Below are 17,775 nucleotides of genomic sequence, written 5' to 3'. Positions count from 1 at the left end.
GTACGGGGACCATGGACAAGCACCAGCTCAGCACAGCGATATGGATCAAGAGCAGCTACAGCGGCAACAACGGCGGCGACTGCATCGAAGTGGCGCTCACCTGGATGAAGAGCAGCTACAGCGACCGCGACGGCGGCAACTGCATCGAAGTAGCCCCCGGTATCCCCGACGCCGTCCCCGTCCGTGACAGCAAGGACCCGCACGGCCCCGTGCTGGTCTTCCCGACGGAAGGCTGGTCGTCCTTCGTCGGCGCCCTCAAGAGCGGGGAGTTCCCCGCGGCTGTCTGACCCGTCAGCGACCTTGGGTTATCGCGCTGACACGGAGTGCTCGGTTCCCTTATGCTGCGGCTTCCGTAACTTCCCCGCGTCCGGACGCCGTCTCGCGTTCGTCAAACAGGGCGCGGGGGCGGTCAGTTGGGATTTCGGGGGAGAACGATGACTCGGACGGATGTGCCCGCGCAGCCCGAAGGCCCGGACGGTCCGCCATCGTTACGGAAGACGACCGGGAGCGCCGCCGGGCCCCCGCCCCTGCTCCCCGTCCCGCCGGGAGCCAGCGAGGCCACCCGGCTGCTGTGCGCCGGCACGTACCTGGACGACACCTTCCGTGACGCGGTCATCGACGAGCTGTACGTCCACGAGGAGCGGTTCGCCGCGCCCTCGCTGGGCATCGACGCAGCCCGGGTCCTGGCCCACGCGCTGCGTGCCCGGCGGCTCGAACTGGGCTGGGCGGCGGCGATCCTGGGGGTGTGGATCGTGGCGGTCCCGCTGTCCTTCGGTCTCGCGGCGCTCTATCTCCTCCCCGTCGTCCTCATGGCGCTGGGCCGCGCCGTCCGCAGGGCGCCCGTCCCGCAGTGGCTGGCCCGTTCGCTCTCCGCCGGCCTGCGCTGGTACGGCCGGCTGGCGCTGGCGCTGCTGTGGCTGTCGCTGCTGGTGACGGCGTTCGGCGGCACGGTCGGCATCATGAGCGCGGGCTGGCCGTTCTCCTCGCTGCTCCCGGACGGGCTGAGCTCCCTGACGAGCGACGCGCCAGACGCCTACAGCTCGTTGGGCAGTTCCTACAGCGGCGGGACGAGCACTGCGTACGTGGGCGTCGTCGCCGTACTGGGCGTGTGGATCGCGCTGCTGCTGCCGCTGATGCTGGCCCTGCTGGTCGCCCTGCAGCGCGGACAGTTCGCCCGGGCGCTGGCGCGCGAACTGTCCAGGGAGCGCTTCCCCGACGTCATGTCCGACCCCGCCGAGCGGGCCCAGGGTTTCCGCTTCCAGCGGCTGCGGGAGCGGGTGCGCATCGAGCAGCACGGGCCGCTGGTGATGTACCGGGCCGCCGACCCGTTCTGCGGCGCCGGTGACTCCTACCGGACCTGGTCGCTGTCGGTGGAGCTGAACCCGCGGTCCGACCGCACTCCCGAGCCGCTGGACAACAGCGCCATCCTGGCCCGGATCGTCCCGCTGGTGGAGGCGCTGCGGGTGCCGTCACCGCACGGTTCGCCGGAGGTGGCGGCCGCGGTGCGCGACCGGCTGCGCGCGCTGGAGATCGACGAGTGCGTCTTCCTGCCGGCCGAGGGGCTGCCGACCCGGGCGGCCGCGCCGTACGCGCCCGAGGCGTTCGAGGCACACCGGCGGGACGCGGTCGAGGAGGGCGGCGAGACCCGGCGGCACTTCCTGCGCATCCGGGTCGGCGGCTGGAACGAGGGCATCGTCACCACGGTGTTCGTCCGGGTCCACACCCAGGGCGGGATGCTGATGATGGAGGTCGCACCGCATGTGCTGTGGCCGCTGCGGCAGCTCTTCCAGGACGCCGACCGGCTCGCCCACCAGTACCGGCACCACCACCACTTCGGCAAGGCGGTGTGGGCGCTGTCCCGTACGCCTCGGTCGGCCGGGGACGCCGTACTGACGCTGCTGCGGGGCCTGTTGTCGGCCTGGCGGCTGGCCACCGCGGGGCACGGCGCGGCGCTGCCCGAGGGCCCCGCTGCCGCCGTACGCGAGCTGGGCTCCTTCGGCGACTCCTCGCTCTTCCAGGACATGGACGTGGCCCGCTACCTGAAGACGATTCAGCAGCGGGTGGCGGCCGGGGTGACCACGGCACTGCGCGAGGCCGGCTACCAGACCGACGAGTTCGAGCGGCGGATCGTGCATGTCGCCGAGGGCGGCGTCTACGTCGAGTCCGCCCAGGGCGCCGTCGGCATCGGCGACCACAACACGATCACCCACACCACCACCGGACAGGGCTCCGCGGAGAAGGGAAGTGCCCAGCGTGGCAACGGCTGACGAGCGCGGCAACGGCATCCACATCGGCAGTGTCCGGGGTGCCTTCGCCATCGGCGACCACAACACCGTGACGAACAACGAGGGCGGGTCCGGCCCCGCGGCGGATCCGGCGCAGGAGGAACTGCTGCGCGCCGTCCGGGCGCTGCGCGACGATCTGTCCCGGGTGGTGCAGAGCCCGCAGGTCACGGCGCTGAGCGGGGAACTCGCCGAGACCGAAACGGAGATCGCGGACACCGGTGCGGCCGGCCCCGGCCGGGTGGCCCGGCTCCGTACGGCGCTGGCCGACGCCGGCGCCGTGGTGGGCCTGCTGGCCTCCGGTGCCGCGGTCGGCCAGGCCGTCGCGGCCTTGGTGGGAGGCTGACGATGAAGCGCGGCGGGCAGGCCCGCTGGAACAACGAGACCCAGCGCTGGGAGGACGGCACCCCGCCGCCCGCGCCGTACACCGGTCCGCCGCCGCCGCGGCCGTCCTTCACCCCGTCGGCGGGCGGCGCTGCGGCGGGTACCCCTCCGTCGGGTACGCATGCGACCGACGCGCCCCCGACCGACACACCCCCGGCAACTGCCGCCCCACGCACCACCTACCCCTACCCGCACCCCAGCGCGCAGGCCGGTGCCTTACGGGACCCGGCCCACGCTGACCCGTACACCACCGACCGCTACACCACCGACCCGTACTTCACCCCCACCCCCGAATCAGGCGTCGGCTACGCCTCCGGCGCCCGGCGCCGCATGGGGCTGATCGCCGGTGCGGCGGTGGCGGTGATCGTGGCGGCCGTCGGTGGCGGCTATCTGCTCTGGGGCCACGGCGACGATCCGGCCGCCGCCCGCCCAGCGGCCCGCGCCACGTCATCCGCCCCGTCCGGCACGGCCACCGGGCCGTCCACCGGAGCCCCGGACAGCCCCACACCCGCCCCGACCCTCAGCGACCTGCCGGACGGCTACCGCCTCGCCCACGACAAGAAGGGCTTCACCCTCGCGCTGCCCGGTACCTGGACGCGCAGCGAGCGCAAGACCGGGGTGTTCTACACCGCCCCGGACGACCGCGGTCTGGTGCAGATCTTCGAGATCACCGATCCGGAGATCACCCCGCGCGAGGCGCTCCAGCAGGCGTCACAGGGGTTGTCCGGCAATCCCGGATACGAGGAGATAAGCCTGCAGCCGCTGGGCTTCCCGGGACCGGGCATAGACGCCAACCAACTGGTCTACGCCTATGACAGCAAACGTCTCGGGACGCGGGTCAAGGTCGTCGACTGCGCCTTCACCGCCACCGACGGCCGCCAGTTCGCCGTCCTCGTCCTGGGCCCCGAGGAGGACTGGCCGCAGCAGGAGCGGACCCAGGAGATCGCACTTCGGACCTTCGTTCCCCACACCTGAGCGGTGCGCACGGCGCGCGGAGCGTCGCTATCCGGGCAGCTCCGTGCGCTCCCACCACTCGTAGACGGGGAGCGCCCCCTCGGTGGTGTCCTGCTGTCGGCCGGTGGCCCGGAAGTGCTCATAGCCGTTACGGAACGGGATCTTCAGGTCGGACCCGGGCGTCTCGATCGGCACGATCCGCGCGGGGAGCTCTTCGGGCCCGCCTTGGAGCACTGCTTTCGCCGCTGTGTCAGCCATGCCTGCATTGTCGTCCGGGCTGTCGGCGGGGGCCCCTTTGGTTCGGCAGCGCGGGTGACGGCTCGGCCGGGGGCGGACGTGGTCGGGTGGCTCCGGGAGCCGACAACGGTCCGGGTCAGGCCTTGGGGAACTCTTCGGTGGAGAAGGTGATTCCGACGACCGTGTGAGTGAGGTCTACAGGCGTTCCGTAAGCGAGATTGACGTCGAACTTGTAATCGCCGTCCTGCGGGTCGGTGAAGACGCGGCACCTGCCCAGGTAAGGGTCGACGATCAGGTAGACCGGCACCTCGGCGAGAGCGTAAGCCGTCTTCTTCGGGCCGTAGTCGTTCTTGCCGGTGCTCTCGGAAATTACCTCGGCGACGAACTCGATGTCCTGATAACGCGGGTGGCCTTTATCGTTCTTGATGGCGTTTTCGGCCAGCGCCACCACATCGGGGGCGAACCCGTTCAGATAGCCGGGAAAGTCGATTCGCACGTCGGACAGCACGCACTTCCTCGGATACCGCGTGCGGAGCTGTTCGTAGATGTCAGCGATGGTCTCCCAGTGCGTGCCCCGCTGCGGCGCCATGTAGATGGTCCCCTCGACGATCTCAGCCTTGTAGCCCTCGGGGATGTGCATCTGCTCGAACATGTCGTCCAGCTCGCTGCTACTGGCCATCTCGGTCCTGTCGGTCAGTTCGATGGTCACCGTGCCGCTCCTCCCCGCTGCCGCGTGGTACGGGCAGCCGCACGGTTCAACGATACGTATGTACGAACAGTTACGTACCGCACGCAAGAGTCATGCGCTCTCGCTCTGGGTTCCCCGCATCAGGTCTTCCAGGGCCGAGATGTCCGCCGTACTGCCGGGGGCGGGGGTCTTGGAGGACACCGGGGTGCCGTAGTTGCTCAGCAGGATCGTGGCGCTCTGGTGGTCGGCCTCGGCGGTGAGCTTGACGGGGTAGTGCTTGCCGTCGATGGCCACGTAGAGGGTCTGGACCGCGCCGTCGGCCTTCTTGATGACGGGCAGCACGCGGGCGCCTTCATGGGTGGTCGGCCTGCCCTTGGAGAGTGTGGGGGTCACGGAGGGTGACGGGGCGCCGGGCGGGGGCTGCTCCTCGTCGGGGCCCGCGGCGGACTTCTGGAACGCCTTGAGGTCACAGGCCTCGGACAGGCCCCGCAGGAAGGCGTCCCGGGTGGTGCCGTGCAGGAAGGTGTCCTTGTACTTCGCGGCGGCCTCCGCGCCCTTGCTGCCGGGCAGCTGGCTCTTCCAGAAGGCCGCGTCGGGCTTCATCCAGACCTGGTTCCCGCGTTTGACGAGCTCGACGCGGCCGAGCTCGCCCTTGCTGACGGCGCCGGTGCAGTTGCCGGCGCGGTCGAGGGTGAGGTCGAGCTTCGTGGGGTCGGCGCTGGTGCTGGTGCGCAGCCGCAGGGACTGCGCGCCGACCAGCTGGTGGAGTGCCTCGTCGGAGATCTGCTGGGCCGATTTGTGCGCGAGGTCTCCCTCGCCGCCGTCGGATGCGCCGGCCGTCGCTGCGGACCCGGTGCAGGCGATCCCCACGAGGAGGACTGCGCCGCAGGTCAGAGCGGTGGGGGCGGTGGCTGCGTGCCGTCTGCTGGTCATCTGGCCACCTCCGGTCCCCAGGGGGACGAAGAGTCATGGACATCGCCATGGACATACGGCTATTCAGGTTAGGTTCCCGGACATTACGCTGCACCTTGAGTGAGTCGGCTCACTTTCCATGAATGTTTGGGCATAGGTCCGACGCTTCCGGGGAGGGGTCATCGTTGCTGGTGACACCAGTGGTTGCACCAGTGGGAACAATCGGTAACCGGAAGGCAGTAACGACGTGTCGTCAATCGAGACCATTCACGTAGACGGGGTGTGGCTCGCCGCCGCATCCGGCGAAACGCGGGAGGTCCTCGACCCCGCCGACGCGACGACGCTCCAGCTGGTGTCCGAGGGCGGTGCCGAGGACGCCGACGCGGCCGTGGCCGCCGCCCGCCGGGCCTTCGACGAGGGCGACTGGCCCCGTACGGCCGTCGCCGAGCGCTCCGCGCTGCTGCGCCGCGTCGCCGATCTGCTCCAGCGCGACCGTGAGGTGATCGCCCTCATCGAGAGCCGCGACACCGGCAAGACGCTGGAGGAGGGCCGGGTCGACGTCGACGACGTCACCAACGCCTTCCGGTACTTCGCCGATGTCGTGATGAACGAGAGCGGCGGCCGGGTCGTCGACGCCGGATCGCCCGATGTGCACAGCGTGGTCGTGCACGAGCCGGTCGGCGTCTGTTCCCTCATCACGCCCTGGAACTACCCGCTGCTCCAGGCCAGCTGGAAGATCGCGCCGGCCCTCGCGGCCGGCAACACTTTTGTGATCAAGCCCAGCGAGGTCACCCCGCTGTCGACCGTGCACCTGATCAAGCTGCTGGTCGAGGCCGGGCTGCCGGCCGGGGTCGCCAACATCGTCACCGGCGCGGGCCTGCCGGTCGGCCAGCGGCTGGCCGAGCACCCCGACGTCGACCTGTTCTCCTTCACCGGCGGCCTGGTCAGCGGGACGAAGGCGGGCGCGGCCGCGGTCTCCGGTGCCAAGAAGATCGCGCTGGAGCTCGGCGGCAAGAACCCCAATGTGGTCTTCGCCGACGCCTGTGCCACCGACGAGGGCTTCGACACCGCCGTCGACCAGGCACTGAACGCGGCCTTCATCCACAGCGGGCAGGTCTGCTCGGCCGGTGCCCGGCTGATCATCGAGGAGTCGGTGCGCGACCGCTTCGTCGCGGAACTCGCCCGCCGCGCCGAGAAGATCAAGCTCGGCCGGGGTACCGAGGACGGCGTCGAGTGCGGCCCGCTGGTCTCCCAGCAGCAGCTCGACAAGGTCGAGGCGTACGTCGCCTCCGCGCTGGCCGAGGGTGCCCAGCTGCGCTGCGGCGGCGCCCGGCCCGAGCCGTCCGCCGTCCGCCCGGCCACCGGCTACTTCTACGCGCCCACCGTGCTCGACGGCTGCCACCGCGAGATGAAGGTCGTCCGCGAGGAGACCTTCGGCCCGATCCTGACGGTGGAGACCTTCACCACCGAGGACGAGGCCGTCGCGCTCGCCAACGACACCGAGTACGGCCTGGCCGGTGCGGTCTTCTCGGGCGACACCGCCCGCGCCCGCCGGGTCGCCGCCCGGCTGCGGCACGGCACGGTCTGGATCAACGACTACCACCCCTACCTCCCGCAGGCGGAGTGGGGCGGCTTCGGCAAGTCCGGCATCGGACGGGAACTTGGTCCCACGGGTCTGGACGAGTACCGCGAGAGCAAGCACATTTACGAAAACCTCCGGCCGGAGCCGGTGCGCTGGTTCGCGGGCTGAACCCCGGGAATCACTTGGCAACACCCGCACCACGCACTTTGCAAGAAGGAGCACCCCATGCCTGTGTATGACTATGTCGTGGTCGGCGGTGGTACCGCCGGTTCCGTCATCGCCTCCCGCCTCACCGAGGATCCGAACGTCACCGTCGCCGTCATCGAGGGCGGTCCCTCCGACCTCGACCGCGACGAGGTGCTGACGCTGCGCCGCTGGCTCGGCCTGCTCGGCGGCGAGCTGGACTACGAGTACACGACCACCGAGCAGCCCCGCGGCAACTCGCACATCCTGCACAGCCGCGCCAAGGTCCTCGGCGGCTGCTCCTCCCACAACACCCTGATCTCCTTCAAGCCGCTGCCGTCCGACTGGGACGAGTGGGCGGCGGCGGGCGCGGCCGGCTGGGGCGCCAAGGAGATGGACCCGTACTTCGGCAAGCTGCGCAACAACATCGTGCGGGTGGCGAAGAAGGACCAGAACCAGATCGCCACGGACTGGATCGAGGCGACGAAGACCGCGCTCGGCGTCCCCGAGGTCGTCGGCTTCAACGACCAGCCCTTCGAGGAGGGCGTCGGCTTCTTCGACCTCTCCTACCACCCGGAGAACAACAAGCGCTCCTCCGCGTCCGTCGCCTACCTCCACCCGCACATGGAGGCCGGCGACCGCCCGAACCTCACGCTGATGCTGGAGACCTGGGCGCACAAGCTGGAGCTGGACGGCACCGCCGCCAAGGGCGTCCACGTCCGCACCAAGGACGGCGAAGAGGTCTACGTCGAGGCCGCGCGCGAGGTGCTGGTCTGCGCCGGCGCCGTCGACACCCCGCGGCTGCTGATGCACTCCGGCATCGGTCCGAAGCAGGACCTGGAGGCGCTGGGCATTGACTGCGTGCTCGATCTGCCGGGCGTCGGGGAGAACCTGCTCGACCACCCGGAGTCGGTGATCGTCTGGGAGACCGACGGACCGATCCCGGACAACTCCGCGATGGACTCCGACGCGGGTCTGTTCGTCAAGCGGGACCCGGAGCACAAGGGCCCCGACCTGATGTTCCACTTCTACCAGATCCCGTTCACCGACAACCCCGAGCGACTGGGCTACGAGCGTCCCGAGCACGGGGTCTCGATGACCCCCAACATCCCCAAGTCCCGCTCCCGCGGCCGTCTCTACCTCACCTCCGCCGACCCCGAGGTCAAGCCCGCGCTCGACTTCCGGTACTTCGAGCAGGACGAGAACGGGGTCGACTACGACGGCGACACCCTCGTCGACGGCATCAAGCTGGCCCGCAAGATCGCGCAGGCCGAGCCGTTCGCCAAGTGGCTCAAGCGGGAGGTCTTCCCCGGCCCCGACGTCACCGACGACGCGGAGATCAGCGAGCTGGTGCGCAAGGCGGCCCACACCGTCTACCACCCGGCCGGCACCTGCAAGATGGGCGCCGCCGATGACCAACTCGCCGTTGTCGACCCTGAGTTGAAGATCCGAGGGCTGTCCGGCATCCGTATCGCCGACGCCTCCGTCTTCCCGACGATGCCGGCCGTCAACCCGATGCTGGGCGTGCTGATGGTGGGGGAGAAGTGCGCCGACCTGCTCCATAAGGCTCCGACCCAAGGAGGTGATGCGTGATGGCTACCACCTCCGCCGGCGCATCCGAGATACCCAACGCCCGCACGTCCAAGGACGCTTCCACCGCAGCGGAGTCCGACGGCCGTGAGGTCGTCTTCTCCGTCCGTCACCTCTGGAAGGTCTTCGGCCCCAAGGCCGACCGCATCCCCGACGACGCCTCGGTCACCGACCTGAGCGCCCAGGAGCTGCGTGAGAAGACCGGTTGTGTGGCCGCCGTCCGCGACGTCTCCTTCGACGTCCACAAGGGCGAGGTCTTCGTCGTGATGGGGCTGTCCGGCTCCGGCAAGTCCACCCTCGTCCGGTGCCTGACCCGGCTGATCGAGCCGACCAGCGGCGAGCTGGAGATGGACGGCGAGGACGTCCGCGCCATGGACCGCAGCACGCTGCGCGAACTGCGCCGCCGCCGCGCCGCCATGGTCTTCCAGCACTTCGGCCTGCTGCCGCACCGCAGCGTCGTCGACAACGTCGCCTACGGCCTGGAGATCCAGGGCGTCAGCAAGGCGGAGCGCCGCGAGAAGGCCGGCGAGATCGTCGACAAGGTCGGCCTGGCCGGAATGGAGAAGCGCCGCCCCGGCCAGCTCTCCGGCGGTCAGCAGCAGCGCGTCGGACTGGCCCGCGCGCTCGCCGTCGACCCCGAGGTGCTGCTCTTCGACGAGCCGTTCAGCGCGCTCGACCCGCTCATCCGCCGCGACATGCAGGAAGAGGTCGTCCGCCTGCACCGCGAGGAGGGCCGGACGATGGTCTTCATCACCCACGACCTCGCCGAGGCGCTGCGGGTCGGTGACCGGATCGCCCTGATGCGCGACGGACAGATCGTCCAGCTCGGTACCCCCGAGGAGATCGTCGGTTCCCCGGCCGACGACTACGTCCGCGACTTCGTCCGCGACGTCCCGCGCGAGCAGGTCCTCACCGTGCGCCGCGCGATGCGCCCCGTCGAGGACGGCGAGGCCGACCAGGGCCCCGCGCTGGGCCCCGACACCCTGATCTCCGACGCCATCGAGGCGGTCGCCCGCTCCGGCGGCGCGGTCCGCATCGTCGACGACGGCCGCTGCGTGGGCATCGTCGACCACGCCTGTCTGCTGAACGTGGTCGCCCGCGTCGACGGTCCGCAGCACGGTGAGGTGGCAGCCTGATGTACGCCGCCACCACCCGCGGCGGCGCGCTGCGCGCCGTCGGCTCCAGAGCTCCCGCGGCCACCCCGCGGGCCCGGCTGCGCGCCACCCTGCTGCGCCACTGGCGCGAGGCCCAGCGCTGCGCCGCCCTGAACTTCCCGGCCGGCACCGTGAAGAGGGGGCGAGTATGAGCACTGTCTCCGCACCGCCGGCTTCGCAGCGCGGCCTCGGCGCCGACGCCCCCAAGTCCGGCCCGGCCCAGGCCCTGCTGCACCGCCGTGGCCTCGCCAAGCTCCTGCTGCTCGTCGTCGCCGCGGCCGTGCTCGCTCCGCTGCTGCAGGCCAAGTACGGCGCAGCCTGGCCGTCCGCCCTCACCGTCGATGTCTCCGGCCCGCTCGGCAAGACCAGCGACTGGATCATCAACAACCGTGACAGCCACTGGCTGTTCGTCTACTTCCTCGGTCACCTCAGCAACGCCGTGGTGATCTCCGTCCGCGCCGTCTACCTGCTGCTGCTCGCGCTCGGCTGGACGGGTGTGACGGCCGGTGTGACGCTGCTCGCCTGGCGCGTCGCCGGACTGCGCATCGCCGCGACGGCACTGATCTCCCTCGTGGTCAGCGGCCTGCTGGGGATGTGGGTCCCGACCATGCAGACGCTCGCCCTGATGGTCGTGGCGGTGGCCTTCTCGGTCATCGTCGGCGCCCTGCTGGGCCTGGCCGCCGGACTGTCCGAGCGGCTGTTCCGGATCCTGCGCCCGGTGCTCGACACCATGCAGGTCCTGCCCGCCTTCGCCTACCTGCTGCCCGTGGTGCTGGTCTTCGGCATCGGCGTCCCCGCCGCGCTGCTGGCCACCGTCATCTACGCGGCACCGCCGATGGCCCGGCTGACCGCGCTCGGTCTGCGCGGCGCCGACCCCAACGTCCTGGAAGCCGTCTCCTCGCTCGGCGCCACCGGCCGGCAGCGGCTGCTGACCGCCCGGCTCCCGCTGGCCCGCAAGGAGCTGCTGCTCGGCGTCAACCAGACGATCATGATGGCGCTGTCCATGGTCGTCATCGCCTCGATGATCGGCGCGGCCGGTCTCGGTGACCGCGTCTACCAGGCACTCGCCTCGGTCGACGTCGGCGCCGCGCTCGCCGCCGCCATCCCGATCGTGCTGCTGGCCATCGTCATGGACCGCACCACCGCGGCGGCCGGTGAACGGCTCGGCGCGGACACCCCCGTCACCGGCCCGGCGTGGCTGCGCGGCTGGCTGCCCTGGGCAGGCGTCGCCGTGGTCACCGCAGTCTTCGCCGGTCTCGGCCGGCTGAGCGGCTCCCTGGTCTGGCCGGACGCCTGGGCCGTGGACATCGCCCACCCGGTCAACCAGTTCAAGGAGTGGATGGTCAACCACCTCTACTCCGGCGTCCCCGTCATCGGCGGCACCGCCGACTGGGCCGCGCACTTCACCGACTGGGTGCTCAACCCGCTGCGGGACGGCCTGACCGCGCTGCCCTGGTACGGCACGCTGCTCATCGTCGCCGCGCTGGCCTGGCTCATCGGCACCTGGCGCACCGCCCTGACCGCCGTCCTCGCGATGGCCGCCATCGGTGTGCTGGGCGTGTGGAAGCCGTCCATGAACACCCTCTCCCAGGTGCTCGCCGCCCTGGTGGTGACCCTGGTGCTGGGCTTCGGCATCGGCATCCTCGCGGCCGGCAGCAAGCGGCTGGAGTCCGTCCTGCGTCCGGTCCTGGACGTCATGCAGACCATGCCGCAGTTCGTCTACCTCATCCCGGTGGTCGCGCTGTTCGCCGTGGGCCGCGCCCCGGCTGCCGCCGCGGCCGTGGTCTACGCCCTGCCGGCCGTCATCCGCATCACCACCCAGGGCCTGCGCCAGGTCGACCCGGCCGCCATGGAGTCCGCCCGTTCCCTGGGCGCCACCCGCTGGCAGATGCTGCGCCAGGTCCAGCTCCCGCTGGCCCGGCCCGCCCTGCTGCTGGCGGTCAACCAGGGCGTGGTTCTCGTCCTCGCCGTCGTCATCATCGGCGGTCTGGTCGGCGGCGGTGCCCTCGGCTACGACGTCGTCACCGGCCTCGCCACCGGCGACCTGGGCCTCGGCCTGGTCGCGGGTGTGGCGATCGTGTGCCTGGGCCTGATGCTCGACCGGGTGACCCAGCCCACGGAACGCCGCACGACGGGGAAGGGAGCCTGACCATGTCCCGTAAGCGCACCATGATCATCGGGACGGCCGCGCTGGCCGGCACGGCGGTCCTCTCCTTCTCCCTGTCGGCCTGCGGCAAGGCCGACATGACCAAGCAGACCTCGCCGTTCGCCGCGGCCAAGGGCTCCAAGTCGGTCACCCTGTCCGTACAGACCTGGGTCGGCGCGCAGTCCAACGTCGCGGTGGCGAAGTACCTGCTCGAACACGAGCTGGGCTACCACGTCGACACCGTCCAGGTGGACGAGATCCCCGCCTGGGACGCCCTCAGCCAGGGCCGGGTCGACGCGATCCTGGAGGACTGGGGCCACCCGGACCAGGAAAAGCGGTACGTCAAGGACAAGAAGACGATCACCGCTGGCGGCGGCAACGGCGTCACCGGCCACATCGGCTGGTATGTCCCCAAGTACTGGGCCGACAAGCACCCCGAGGTCACCAACTGGAAGAACCTCAACAAGGTCGCCAACCAGCTCCGCACCTCGGAGAGCGGCAACAAGGGCCAGCTGATGGACGGTTCGCCGTCCTACGTCACCAACGACAAGGCGCTGGTGAAGAACCTCAAGCTCAACTATGAGGTCGTCTTCGCGGGCTCCGAGGCGGCGCAGATCACCCAGATCCAGCAGTTCGCCAAGGAGAAGAAGCCCTTCCTGACGTACTGGTACGAGCCGCAGTGGCTCTTCAACCAGGTGCCGATGGTGGAGGTCAAGCTCCCCAAGTACACCGACGCCTGCGCGGAGAAGGGCACGAAGGACCCCACGTCCATCGACTGCGCCTATCCGACCACTCCGCTCCAGAAGTTCTTCAACACCGAGTTCGCCAAGAAGGGCGGCAGCGCCGCGGCCTTCCTGAAGAACTTCAAGTGGACCAAGGACGACCAGAACGAGGTCTCCGAGGACATCGCCTCGAAGGGGCTGACCGCCGACGAGGCGGCCAAGCAATGGGTGAACAAGCACCCGGAGGTCTGGAAGAAGTGGCTCCCCAAGAAGTAGCCGTAAGGGGAGAGCACAGGGCCGCGGGCGGTCGCACCATGGGGTGCGGCCGCCCGCGGCTGTGTGGTGGTCGCCCGCCCCGCTTCCCTCGCTCGTTCGGGTGACGGCCTCGTGTTGCCCCGCCGCGCCCCCACGGGCGCAGCACGCTGGGGAACCGTTGCCGAGGGAAGGCCCCCCATGCCGCTGCCGCCGAAGTGCCCCACCACCGACTGCCACGACTGGCTGTGGAAGGACACCGCCACCACCGACACCGACTGGGACAACTGGCGCTGGTGGTGCTGCCGCTGCGACAAGAAGTGGTACCCGACGGCGGAACAGCTCGCGGAGTTCCGCCACGGGGCGTCGGCGGGGGCGCCGCACTCCGCGTACCGGGACCCCAGGGCCGGGGCGGGGCGGTAGCGGCCGACCCACGCCCGGCCACGCCTTACGTGCGGTCTGTCCGCGCGCGGCCCGTCGTTTCCGCCCGCAAGTCCTCCGCCATCTCCCGCACCGCCGCCATCGCCCTCCACTGGAGCCCCGGCCCGAAGGTGACCCGGGAGGCACCGAGGGCGCCGAGTTCGCGGGGGGCGGGCCCGTCCGGCAGGACCACGGCGTTGACGGGGAGGCCGATGGCGTCGGCCAGGCGGGCCAGTTGGGCGGGTGGGGCGCAGAAGGGGTAGACGCAGTCGGCGCCCGCCTCGGCGTACAGGCGGCCGCGGCGGATCGTCTCGTCCTCGTCCGGGACGCCCCGCAGATAGGTGTCGATCCGGGCGTTGATCACCAGGGCATCGCCCGCCTCGGCCCGTACCTGCGCCAGCCAGTCCGCCTGTTCCTGCGGGTCGCGGAGGGCACCGGTGGCATGGTCGGTGTCCTCCAGGTTGCAGCCGACCGCGCCGGCGTCCATGAGCCGGGCCACCAACTCCCGTGCGGCGAGCCCGTATCCGGCCTCCACGTCCGCCGTGACCGGGATGTCCACCGCCCGTACGATCCGGGTGACGGCGGCGAACATCTCGTCGGCCGGGGTCTGCCCGTCCTCGTAGCCGAGGCTGGCGGCGACGCCCGCGCTGGGCGTGGCCAGCGCCGGGAAACCGGCGTCCGCGAACACCTTGGCGCTGGCCGCGTCCCAGGGGCCGGGGAGGACCAGCGGATCGCCCGGCTTCCGGCCGTGGTGCAGTTCCCGCAGTGCCGCAGCGGTGGCGCTCATAGTTCTTCTCCCGGAGGCTGGCGGACGGTGACGTTGACGCGGTTCCAGTTGTTGATGGCGATGATCACTGCGATCAGGTGGGCGAGTTCCGTCTCGTCGAAGTGGGCGGCCGCCTGTGCGTAGACCTCGTCGAGGAAGAAGCCGTCGGTGAGGACGGTGATCGCCTCGGTGAGGGCGAGGGCGGCCCGCTCGCGCGCGGTGTAGAGGTCGCCGGACTCCTCCCATGCGGGCAGCAGATCGATCCGCCGCGGGCTGACCCCCGCCTCCCGCAGGTTCGTCACATGCATGTCGATGCAGAACGCACAGCGGTTGAGCTGTGAGGCGCGCAGGACGACCAGTTCGGCCAGTACCGGATCCCCCAGCCCCTCCTTGGCGGCCGTGGTCAGCCGGAGCTGGGCCCGGCCGAACGCGGACATCTGTCCCCAGAACTTCATGCGCTGGCTCATCGCGGTCACGCCTTCCCCGGGGTCATGCGGGTGCTCACACCGAACCGGTTCCAGGCGTTGATGGTGGTGATCAGGGCGATCAGGTGGGCGAGTTCCGTCTCGTCGAACTGGGCCGCCGCCTGCGCGTAGATCTCGTCGGGGACGAAGCCGTCGGTGAGGACGGTGATCGCCTCGGTGAGCGCGAGCGCCGCCCGCTCCTTCGGGGTGTAGAGGTCCGGCGCCTCCGCCCAGGCGAGGAGGAGGTGGAGCCGCTCCTCGCTCTCGCCGGCCTTGCGGGCGTCGGTGAGGTGCATATCGAGGCAGAACGCGCACTTGTTGAGCTGCGAGGCGCGGATCTTGACCAGCTCGGCCAGGGCCGGGTCGACGTCCTTTCTGGCCGCCGCGTCCAGCGCGATCATGGCTCGGTAGACCTCGGGGGCACGCTGTGCCCAGCGCAGTCGGGGCCCGTGGTCGTGCGCCGGTGCCGTGCCGGAGGCGCCGGGCGCCGGTGTGTTGTCGGTCGTCATGGATACGACGCTACGGGGGAAATGGCGCAGCGGTATGGTCCACTTCCATGGAGGATTCCTGGGCCACTTTCGGTCGTGATCTGCATCTGGACCTCAGTGGCCCCGGCGGCCTGCGGGCCGCCCTGTTGCGCGCGCTGCGTGAAGCCGTACGGTCCGGGCGGCTGGCCCCCGGCACCCGGCTGCCGTCCTCCCGCTCCCTCGCCGCCGACCTCGGCATCGCCCGTAACACCGTCGCCGACGCCTACGCCGAGCTGGTCGCGGAGGGCTGGCTCAGCGCCCGTCAGGGCTCCGGCACCCGGGTCGCCGAAAGGGTGCTGCCGCGTACGGCGCCCGCCGCCCGCCGCACCCCCGGCCCCTCGCATCGCGCCGGCCGGCCGCGCTTCGACCTCACCGCCGGCACCCCCGACGTCGCCGCCTTCCCCCGCACCGCCTGGCTCGCCGCCGCCCGCCGCGCGCTGACCGCCGCGCCCAGCGAGGCCTTCGGCTACGGCACCCCGGCCGGCCGCCCCGAACTGCGCGCGGTCCTCGCCGACTACCTGGCCCGCGCCCGCGGCGTCCGCACCGACCCCGACCACATCGTGCTCTGCACCGGTTTCATGCAGGGGCTGGCCCTGCTCAGCCGCACGCTGGGCGCCGGCCGGCTGGCCACCGAGTCGTACGGCCTCGGCTTCCACCGGGACGTGATCGAACGCGCCGGTCTGCGCACCGTGCCCCTCGGCGTCGATGAACACGGCGCCCGTACCGAGGAGCTGGCCGCCCTCGACGACCTGCGGGCCGCCCTCCTCACCCCCGCCCACCAGTTCCCCACCGGCGTTCCGCTGCACCCCGACCGCCGGGCCGCCGCCGTCAACTGGGCGCGCGCCACCGGTGGTTACGTCCTGGAGGACGACTACGACGGGGAGTTCCGCTACGACCGCCAGCCGGTCGGCGCGCTCCAGGGGCTGGACCCCGACCACGTCGTGTACCTGGGGACCGCGAGCAAGAGTCTGGCCCCCGCACTGCGGCTGGCCTGGATGGTGCTGCCGGACCGCCTCGTCGATCCGCTGCTCGCCGTCAAGGGCACCGGCGAATGGCAGTCCGGGCAACTGGAGCAGCTCACCCTCGCCGAGTTCATCTCCTCGGGCGCCTACGACCGGCATCTGCGCGGGATGCGGCTGCGCTACCGGCGCCGCCGCGACCAGTTGGTGGCCGCCCTGGCCGACCGCGCGCCGCACGTCCATGTCTCCGGCATCGCCGCCGGACTCCACGCCGTACTGGAACTCCCGCCCGGCACCGAACAGTCCATCGTCCAGGCCGCCCGCTGGCAGGGCCTCGCCCTGGAAGGCCTCAGCGAATTCCACGACCCCGCCGCCCCCACACCGCCCCGCGACGCCCTGGTCGTCGCCTACGGCACCCCGCCCGACCACTCCTTCGCGGGCGTCCTGGACGCGCTGATCAGGGCGCTGCCGCCGGGGGAGTGACGGACGTCCGTGCGCGGGCGCTCGCTGCCGGACGACCATGTGCCGGGCGCGCCGTTGCCGTACGACCGTGCGCCGGCGCCCCGCCGCCGGGGGAGCGCCCCGCCCTACAACTCCCGTACGAACGCAACCCGGTCCAGCCCCGGCCCGTCGTAATCCGTCTGCACCGGCACCCCGTCCTCCTCCCGGTCGCCCGGCTCCACACGGAAGCCCATACGGGAGTGGTACGCGAGGGAGTCACGGTTGTTGGGGCTGGTGATGCAGCGGACCTGACGGCGGCCGGCCTCCCTGGCCAGCGCGAAGAACCGCTCGTAGAGCGCCCTGCCGACGCCGTCCCGTTTGCCGTCCGGGCACACGCCCACGAAGTGGATGTATGCGGTCCGTGGATCCGTCTGGGACAGAAAGCCGATCAGGAACGCGTGCAAGGACCCGTCCGGGCGCTCGACGAGAAAGCTGGTGCCGGCGAAGTGCTGCAGAAACAGCCGCGGCACCAGCAACTGCCGCTGCAGCGCGCCCGCTTCACCACCCAGCCCGCCCCACCAGTCGGCCAGCGCCTCCTGGAGGCGTGGATGGTCCGACGGCCGGGGACGGCGCAGCGTCAGATCGCCCCGTATCGCGCCGGGCGCGGGCACCGGAGTGCTGTCGGTCATGGCGTTACCCTTCCCGCCGTGGCCGGCCCTCGTGGCCGGCTCCAGGGGCCGTTGAGCCGCCGGGCCGCCGGGCCGACGACGGTCCGGCAACGGCCCAGGGGCGGCCCCGGCAACGCAATGTACCGACCGGCCGTCTGTGCCCCCGGCGCCGGTCTGCGCAATCCGTACGCCTGCGGTGTGCGCCTTGCGTGCCCCTGGGGCCGCCGAGCGCTGCGCCATCCGGAGGGAACACCGGGGCAGCTATGGCGCGTACGGGTGAAGGGCGCGCCTACTGATGCCAACGGTCGGCGGGTTGCTCACCTGTCAGGGGACATCGGTACGCCGCAGGCCCGGCACCGCCGGCTGCCCTCACCGCCCCACCCTCATACAGGAAGTTGTCGTCTCTCCGCAGCCCTTCGGGCTCGGGCGGGGCGCACGGCCCGC

The 17,775-nt window shown here is 71.2% G+C and carries 19 protein-coding genes; 12 read left to right on the top strand and 7 right to left on the bottom strand.

The genetic code is table 11. The annotated features are described in order from the left end of the window. Window positions 1–11 precede the first annotated feature (11 nt). The 4 genes from CPH93_RS13045 (at window position 12) to CPH93_RS13030 (ending at window position 3,641) form a co-directional block, all read left to right on the top strand. Window positions 12–287 (top strand): DUF397 domain-containing protein, encoded by a 276-nt coding sequence (locus tag CPH93_RS13045; protein ID WP_231977306.1) that lies wholly within the window; start codon window positions 12–14, stop codon window positions 285–287. A gap of 147 nt (window positions 288–434) precedes the next feature. Further along, entirely contained in the window at window positions 435–2,267 is a 1,833-nt protein-coding gene (locus tag CPH93_RS13040; protein ID WP_173909803.1) for a hypothetical protein, read from the top strand. Next, a complete protein-coding gene (locus CPH93_RS13035; RefSeq protein ID WP_173909802.1) occupies window positions 2,254–2,628 on the top strand; it encodes a hypothetical protein in 375 nt (124 codons plus the stop codon). The genes CPH93_RS13040 and CPH93_RS13035 overlap by 14 nt, the downstream gene beginning before the upstream one ends. Before the next feature lie 2 nt (window positions 2,629–2,630). After that, window positions 2,631–3,641 (top strand): hypothetical protein, encoded by a 1,011-nt coding sequence (locus CPH93_RS13030; protein ID WP_096212939.1) that lies wholly within the window; start codon window positions 2,631–2,633, stop codon window positions 3,639–3,641. 27 nt (window positions 3,642–3,668) lie between these two features. On the opposite strand, the gene CPH93_RS13025 is transcribed toward CPH93_RS13030, so the two are convergent. The 3 genes from CPH93_RS13025 to CPH93_RS13015 all read right to left on the bottom strand — a co-directional run bounded on the left by CPH93_RS13025 (window position 3,669) and on the right by CPH93_RS13015 (window position 5,478). Next, window positions 3,669–3,878 carry a DUF5988 family protein gene (locus tag CPH93_RS13025; RefSeq protein ID WP_173909801.1) on the bottom strand — a complete coding sequence of 70 codons (210 nt, stop codon included), beginning with the start codon at window positions 3,876–3,878 and terminating at the stop codon, window positions 3,669–3,671. A gap of 115 nt (window positions 3,879–3,993) precedes the next feature. After that, window positions 3,994–4,536, bottom strand: coding sequence for a Uma2 family endonuclease (locus CPH93_RS13020; protein ID WP_096215419.1), 543 nt, complete (start codon window positions 4,534–4,536; stop codon window positions 3,994–3,996). 120 nt (window positions 4,537–4,656) lie between these two features. Further along, complete coding sequence (locus CPH93_RS13015) at window positions 4,657–5,478, bottom strand: hypothetical protein (RefSeq protein WP_096212938.1); 822 nt, start codon at window positions 5,476–5,478, stop codon at window positions 4,657–4,659. Window positions 5,479–5,704: 226 nt separating this feature from the next. Between CPH93_RS13015 and CPH93_RS13010 the strand changes: the two genes are divergently transcribed. From CPH93_RS13010 to CPH93_RS12985, 7 genes are all read left to right on the top strand, one after another. Next, window positions 5,705–7,207 (top strand): aldehyde dehydrogenase family protein, encoded by a 1,503-nt coding sequence (locus CPH93_RS13010; RefSeq protein WP_096212937.1) that lies wholly within the window; start codon window positions 5,705–5,707, stop codon window positions 7,205–7,207. A gap of 57 nt (window positions 7,208–7,264) precedes the next feature. Continuing rightward, window positions 7,265–8,815, top strand: a complete 1,551-nt coding sequence (locus tag CPH93_RS13005) for a GMC family oxidoreductase (RefSeq protein ID WP_096212936.1) — start codon at window positions 7,265–7,267, stop codon at window positions 8,813–8,815. Then, a complete protein-coding gene (locus CPH93_RS13000; protein ID WP_093484765.1) occupies window positions 8,815–9,948 on the top strand; it encodes a quaternary amine ABC transporter ATP-binding protein in 1,134 nt (377 codons plus the stop codon). The genes CPH93_RS13005 and CPH93_RS13000 overlap by 1 nt, the downstream gene beginning before the upstream one ends. Then, complete coding sequence (locus CPH93_RS36150; protein WP_173909800.1) at window positions 9,948–10,118, top strand: hypothetical protein; 171 nt, start codon at window positions 9,948–9,950, stop codon at window positions 10,116–10,118. The genes CPH93_RS13000 and CPH93_RS36150 overlap by 1 nt, the downstream gene beginning before the upstream one ends. Next, window positions 10,115–12,115, top strand: coding sequence for an ABC transporter permease (locus tag CPH93_RS12995; protein WP_096212935.1), 2,001 nt, complete (start codon window positions 10,115–10,117; stop codon window positions 12,113–12,115). The genes CPH93_RS36150 and CPH93_RS12995 overlap by 4 nt, the downstream gene beginning before the upstream one ends. 2 nt (window positions 12,116–12,117) lie before the next feature. Beyond that, the gene (locus tag CPH93_RS12990) at window positions 12,118–13,110 is read left to right on the top strand and encodes an ABC transporter substrate-binding protein (protein ID WP_096212934.1); all 993 of its coding nucleotides are present in this window, start codon (window positions 12,118–12,120) and stop codon (window positions 13,108–13,110) included. 177 nt (window positions 13,111–13,287) lie between these two features. Next, window positions 13,288–13,509, top strand: a complete 222-nt coding sequence (locus CPH93_RS12985) for a hypothetical protein (RefSeq protein WP_006603704.1) — start codon at window positions 13,288–13,290, stop codon at window positions 13,507–13,509. 25 nt (window positions 13,510–13,534) lie between these two features. Here the strand turns inward: CPH93_RS12985 and CPH93_RS12980 are convergent, their stop codons facing one another. Genes CPH93_RS12980 through CPH93_RS12970 form a run of 3 tightly spaced genes read right to left on the bottom strand, consistent with a single transcriptional unit; the run spans window position 13,535 to window position 15,245 of the window. Continuing rightward, entirely contained in the window at window positions 13,535–14,293 is a 759-nt protein-coding gene (locus CPH93_RS12980; protein WP_096212933.1) for an isocitrate lyase/PEP mutase family protein, read from the bottom strand. Further along, window positions 14,290–14,739 (bottom strand): carboxymuconolactone decarboxylase family protein, encoded by a 450-nt coding sequence (locus CPH93_RS12975; RefSeq protein ID WP_093489062.1) that lies wholly within the window; start codon window positions 14,737–14,739, stop codon window positions 14,290–14,292. Before CPH93_RS12975 ends, CPH93_RS12980 begins: the two co-directional genes overlap by 4 nt. Window positions 14,740–14,744: 5 nt before the next feature. Next, a complete protein-coding gene (locus CPH93_RS12970; protein ID WP_093484769.1) occupies window positions 14,745–15,245 on the bottom strand; it encodes a carboxymuconolactone decarboxylase family protein in 501 nt (166 codons plus the stop codon). A 47-nt stretch (window positions 15,246–15,292) separates the two neighbouring features. Between CPH93_RS12970 and pdxR the strand changes: the two genes are divergently transcribed. Continuing rightward, entirely contained in the window at window positions 15,293–16,705 is a 1,413-nt protein-coding gene (gene pdxR / locus CPH93_RS12965) for a MocR-like pyridoxine biosynthesis transcription factor PdxR (RefSeq protein WP_096212932.1), read from the top strand. Window positions 16,706–16,809: 104 nt separating this feature from the next. Here the strand turns inward: pdxR and CPH93_RS12960 are convergent, their stop codons facing one another. Beyond that, window positions 16,810–17,352 carry a GNAT family N-acetyltransferase gene (locus CPH93_RS12960; RefSeq protein ID WP_096212931.1) on the bottom strand — a complete coding sequence of 181 codons (543 nt, stop codon included), beginning with the start codon at window positions 17,350–17,352 and terminating at the stop codon, window positions 16,810–16,812. Window positions 17,353–17,775 lie beyond the last annotated feature (423 nt).

The sequence above is a fragment of the Streptomyces sp. 2323.1 genome (assembly GCF_900221035.1).
In the GTDB taxonomy this organism is placed as follows: Bacteria; Actinomycetota; Actinomycetes; order Streptomycetales; family Streptomycetaceae; genus Streptomyces; species Streptomyces sioyaensis.
Note: the sequence above shows the minus strand (reverse complement) of the source record. Positions and strands in the feature narration are given on the sequence as shown.

What these genes read in the sequence shown, in the direction of transcription:
- CPH93_RS13040 (WP_173909803.1), top strand. Translation starts at nt 435, where the DNA reads ATGACTCGGACGGATGTGCCCGCGCAGCCCGAAGGCCCGGACGGTCCG.
- CPH93_RS12970 (WP_093484769.1), bottom strand. Translation starts at nt 15,245, where the DNA reads ATGACGACCGACAACACACCGGCGCCCGGCGCCTCCGGCACGGCACCG.
- CPH93_RS36150 (WP_173909800.1), top strand. Translation starts at nt 9,948, where the DNA reads ATGTACGCCGCCACCACCCGCGGCGGCGCGCTGCGCGCCGTCGGCTCC.
- CPH93_RS13000 (WP_093484765.1), top strand. Translation starts at nt 8,815, where the DNA reads ATGGCTACCACCTCCGCCGGCGCATCCGAGATACCCAACGCCCGCACG.
- CPH93_RS12985 (WP_006603704.1), top strand. Translation starts at nt 13,288, where the DNA reads ATGCCGCTGCCGCCGAAGTGCCCCACCACCGACTGCCACGACTGGCTG.
- CPH93_RS13005 (WP_096212936.1), top strand. Translation starts at nt 7,265, where the DNA reads ATGCCTGTGTATGACTATGTCGTGGTCGGCGGTGGTACCGCCGGTTCC.
- CPH93_RS12990 (WP_096212934.1), top strand. Translation starts at nt 12,118, where the DNA reads ATGTCCCGTAAGCGCACCATGATCATCGGGACGGCCGCGCTGGCCGGC.
- CPH93_RS12980 (WP_096212933.1), bottom strand. Translation starts at nt 14,293, where the DNA reads ATGAGCGCCACCGCTGCGGCACTGCGGGAACTGCACCACGGCCGGAAG.
- CPH93_RS12995 (WP_096212935.1), top strand. Translation starts at nt 10,115, where the DNA reads ATGAGCACTGTCTCCGCACCGCCGGCTTCGCAGCGCGGCCTCGGCGCC.
- CPH93_RS13045 (WP_231977306.1), top strand. Translation starts at nt 12, where the DNA reads ATGGACAAGCACCAGCTCAGCACAGCGATATGGATCAAGAGCAGCTAC.
- CPH93_RS12960 (WP_096212931.1), bottom strand. Translation starts at nt 17,352, where the DNA reads ATGACCGACAGCACTCCGGTGCCCGCGCCCGGCGCGATACGGGGCGAT.
- CPH93_RS12975 (WP_093489062.1), bottom strand. Translation starts at nt 14,739, where the DNA reads ATGAGCCAGCGCATGAAGTTCTGGGGACAGATGTCCGCGTTCGGCCGG.
- CPH93_RS13020 (WP_096215419.1), bottom strand. Translation starts at nt 4,536, where the DNA reads ATGGCCAGTAGCAGCGAGCTGGACGACATGTTCGAGCAGATGCACATC.
- CPH93_RS13025 (WP_173909801.1), bottom strand. Translation starts at nt 3,878, where the DNA reads ATGGCTGACACAGCGGCGAAAGCAGTGCTCCAAGGCGGGCCCGAAGAG.
- pdxR (WP_096212932.1), top strand. Translation starts at nt 15,293, where the DNA reads ATGGAGGATTCCTGGGCCACTTTCGGTCGTGATCTGCATCTGGACCTC.
- CPH93_RS13015 (WP_096212938.1), bottom strand. Translation starts at nt 5,478, where the DNA reads ATGACCAGCAGACGGCACGCAGCCACCGCCCCCACCGCTCTGACCTGC.
- CPH93_RS13030 (WP_096212939.1), top strand. Translation starts at nt 2,631, where the DNA reads ATGAAGCGCGGCGGGCAGGCCCGCTGGAACAACGAGACCCAGCGCTGG.